Origin of the sequence: Massilia genomosp. 1, from assembly GCF_011682185.1 — a bacterium.
Classification (GTDB): domain Bacteria; phylum Pseudomonadota; class Gammaproteobacteria; order Burkholderiales; family Burkholderiaceae_D; genus Telluria_A; species Telluria_A rubra.
Window position 1 is genome coordinate 1 of record NZ_WHJF01000226.1, and the last position, 2,316, is coordinate 2,316.

5 protein-coding genes and 1 pseudogene are annotated in these 2,316 nt (G+C 62.3%); all 6 read right to left on the bottom strand.

The genetic code is table 11. From position 1 onward, the window contains the following. A pseudogene (locus F1735_RS32995) lies at positions 1-235 on the bottom strand (site-specific integrase); the annotation flags it as partial. Between the two features lie 12 nt (positions 236-247). Beyond that, positions 248-703 carry a hypothetical protein gene (locus tag F1735_RS33000; protein ID WP_167239939.1) on the bottom strand — a complete coding sequence of 152 codons (456 nt, stop codon included), beginning with the start codon at positions 701-703 and terminating at the stop codon, positions 248-250. A 69-nt stretch (positions 704-772) separates the two neighbouring features. Next, a complete protein-coding gene (locus F1735_RS33005) occupies positions 773-1,126 on the bottom strand; it encodes a hypothetical protein (protein WP_167241160.1) in 354 nt (117 codons plus the stop codon). Next, the gene (locus tag F1735_RS33010) at positions 1,113-1,673 is read right to left on the bottom strand and encodes a hypothetical protein (protein WP_167241161.1); all 561 of its coding nucleotides are present in this window, start codon (positions 1,671-1,673) and stop codon (positions 1,113-1,115) included. The genes F1735_RS33005 and F1735_RS33010 overlap by 14 nt, the downstream gene beginning before the upstream one ends. Further along, positions 1,673-1,936, bottom strand: a complete 264-nt coding sequence (locus F1735_RS33015) for a hypothetical protein (protein WP_167241163.1) — start codon at positions 1,934-1,936, stop codon at positions 1,673-1,675. The genes F1735_RS33010 and F1735_RS33015 overlap by 1 nt, the downstream gene beginning before the upstream one ends. An 89-nt stretch (positions 1,937-2,025) precedes the next feature. After that, positions 2,026-2,316 (bottom strand): hypothetical protein (locus tag F1735_RS33020; RefSeq protein WP_167241165.1); only part of this gene is annotated, 291 nt, incomplete at its 5' end.

Consider the following 2,316-nt stretch of genomic DNA (forward strand, 5'->3'; position numbering starts at 1 on the left):
GCGACTTGCTGGCGATCGGCGCGCGCAGTTCCTCCCATTGCTCGATCAATTCCTCCAGCGTCGGGACCAGCTGCATGCCGCTCGCGAGCAGGACGGCATCGGCGTACGCCTTGGACATGATCGCGTGGGCGCGCTTGTGGTTTACCTCGTGGGTGGTGCGCTGGCGCCGCGCGCCACCGGCGAGCCGGAAGCGGTAGTGGTAATACTTGCCAACCTTGAACAGGGTGCTGGACATGCCGCCCCCCGGTCAGGCTGGGGGGATGAACGAACCGAGCTGGTGCAGCACCGGCGCCGGCGGCGGTTCCGGCGGCAGCGCCGGCGCGGCCATCGCTTCGTGGGCCTTCTTGATGCTGTGGCTCATGCTGTAGGCGGCCTGCCCAAAACTTTTCACATGATAATAATAGGTCCGCTCGCTGATGCCCAGCGCGGCGGCCGCCTGCTTGGCCAGCGCGGCGTCGCCGACGTAATACGCCTTGAATGCCAGGAACTTGCCCTTCCATTTCTTCATGTCGGCCAACGTATGCACGGCCATGTTGAAATACTGCATGTCAGGGTGGTTGCGGGCGTTTGGCTCCCTCCCTACCTTGGACGGCTGCAGGCGCCCAAGGGTCCCGCTGCTGGCCGGCCGCATGTAAAAGCTGCGCGTCTGGCACCAGCGCACCCACTCGTCACAATATTCTGCTACTACATCCCGATTTTTCATCTGTACTGCCTCCGTGGTCAATTCGCGGGGCAGTCTAAAGCCGGTTAAAGATTAACTTAGATTTTCACCTTAAAGCGCGCGGCGCCACGGAAACGCCGGCGAATAGCCAAGGAACAGGGGCTTGGCGAAGAAGTCGCGCACGCGCGGCGGGACGATCGAGCGCGGCGCTTCCGGTGCGCTCTCCTTTTCGAGCTGGTGCCGGGCGCGTGTCGTTAGTTTGTATTTGATCCCCTCGCGAATCAGACAGCCGCGTTCGACCAGATCGCAGTAAAGCTCGACCATCTTGCAGTGGTCGATGCCGGCCGGGAGCTTGCGCGTGACGAAATCCCCATGCACCTCGGCGCCCTGATAGATCGTCATTGGCCCCTTGAGGAACGCTGTCAGGATCTGCTCGCTGCGTGAATTTTTCTCAGGAAATTTCATACCTAGCTCCTGCAGGCGCTCGCCGGTGGGTTTTGGCCGGTGTCTGGTGGACCTGGCCGGCGGCGATCCGCGCGGCGATCATCGTTTCGGCGGCGAACAGGTCTTCGCGGGTCGCAACGGCGCACTGCGCCTCGTGAATCGCCAGCGCATTGCTCACCGCGTCCATGCCCGGCCCGTCGAGCCGGTACTGGCCGGTCCTCGCGCCCCGTTCCGCCGCCCGCGCCATCGCCTCCAGGGCCGGTATCATTTCCGGAACGTACTCTTCGCCAATGCCCGTTTCGGCAAGACAGAGCGTAATGTTCATGGCCGTGCAGAGATAGACATACGACGTCTCGGTTGCATCGCCCAGCTTGATATCCTCGAACGCACGCCAATATTTTACGCAGATGAGGGTCGCCTCTTCCCCCTTGATCGGTAGCGCATTCATCATGCGCACGTCATGCCGGGATACGCCGGCAGCGATCACCTGCAGGCCGCCGCCCACGGCACACTTTTTCTCGCGATACGCCTTGACGCGGCGCTTCGGCGATCCGTGTTTGCTGGCCATTATGCGTGCTCCAGCAAAGAACCCTGCCGACGCACATTCGCGCGCTCTAGCGGTGCTACGTTCATCTTCTCGGCTTTCATTTTCGTAAGCAGTGCTGTTGCGGCCGCCCGCCCTTTGGCGGCCTCATGGTTGAGATGGTTTTCTATTTGCGTGTAGGCCAGCTCGCGCTGACGCTGCACTTCCGCACGCAGCCTCGCCTTGACTCCGGCCAACGCTGTTTCGCCGTCCTCCCGCCTGACCTGGTCGTAAGCGACCTGGCGCACGTGCTGGGGGGCCCCCGCCAAAAGGCGGATTTGGCAGCATTCCCGGTGGGCATTGAAGCGCCCCGACAGCGCCACGCAAAAATCGCAACTCACTTGGTCGGGCCGACGAGGAAGCTGCGGATCGTGGTGATCGACATGTCCGCTACATCGTGGATGCGGATCATCATCGCCGCGCTCAGCGCGACCTTGACGTTCCGGATATTGCTCACGTTCGTCGGGGAGACGCCCAGTTCGCGCGACAGGGCGGCGTCGTTCTTGACGCCAAGCTTCGCCATGACAGCGTCGAGCAGCATGCCGACGTTGTAGGCCGGGTTGTTGACGTCGATCGTCACGAATTTTCTCTCGGTGGTGGTGGTGGTGGTGGTGCTCATACGTCGTCC

Excerpts from the sequence above, each read along its gene's own strand:
- F1735_RS33000 (WP_167239939.1), bottom strand. The coding sequence starts at position 703 with ATGAAAAATCGGGATGTAGTAGCAGAATATTGTGACGAGTGGGTGCGC.
- F1735_RS33010 (WP_167241161.1), bottom strand. The coding sequence starts at position 1,673 with ATGGCCAGCAAACACGGATCGCCGAAGCGCCGCGTCAAGGCGTATCGC.
- F1735_RS33005 (WP_167241160.1), bottom strand. The coding sequence starts at position 1,126 with ATGAAATTTCCTGAGAAAAATTCACGCAGCGAGCAGATCCTGACAGCG.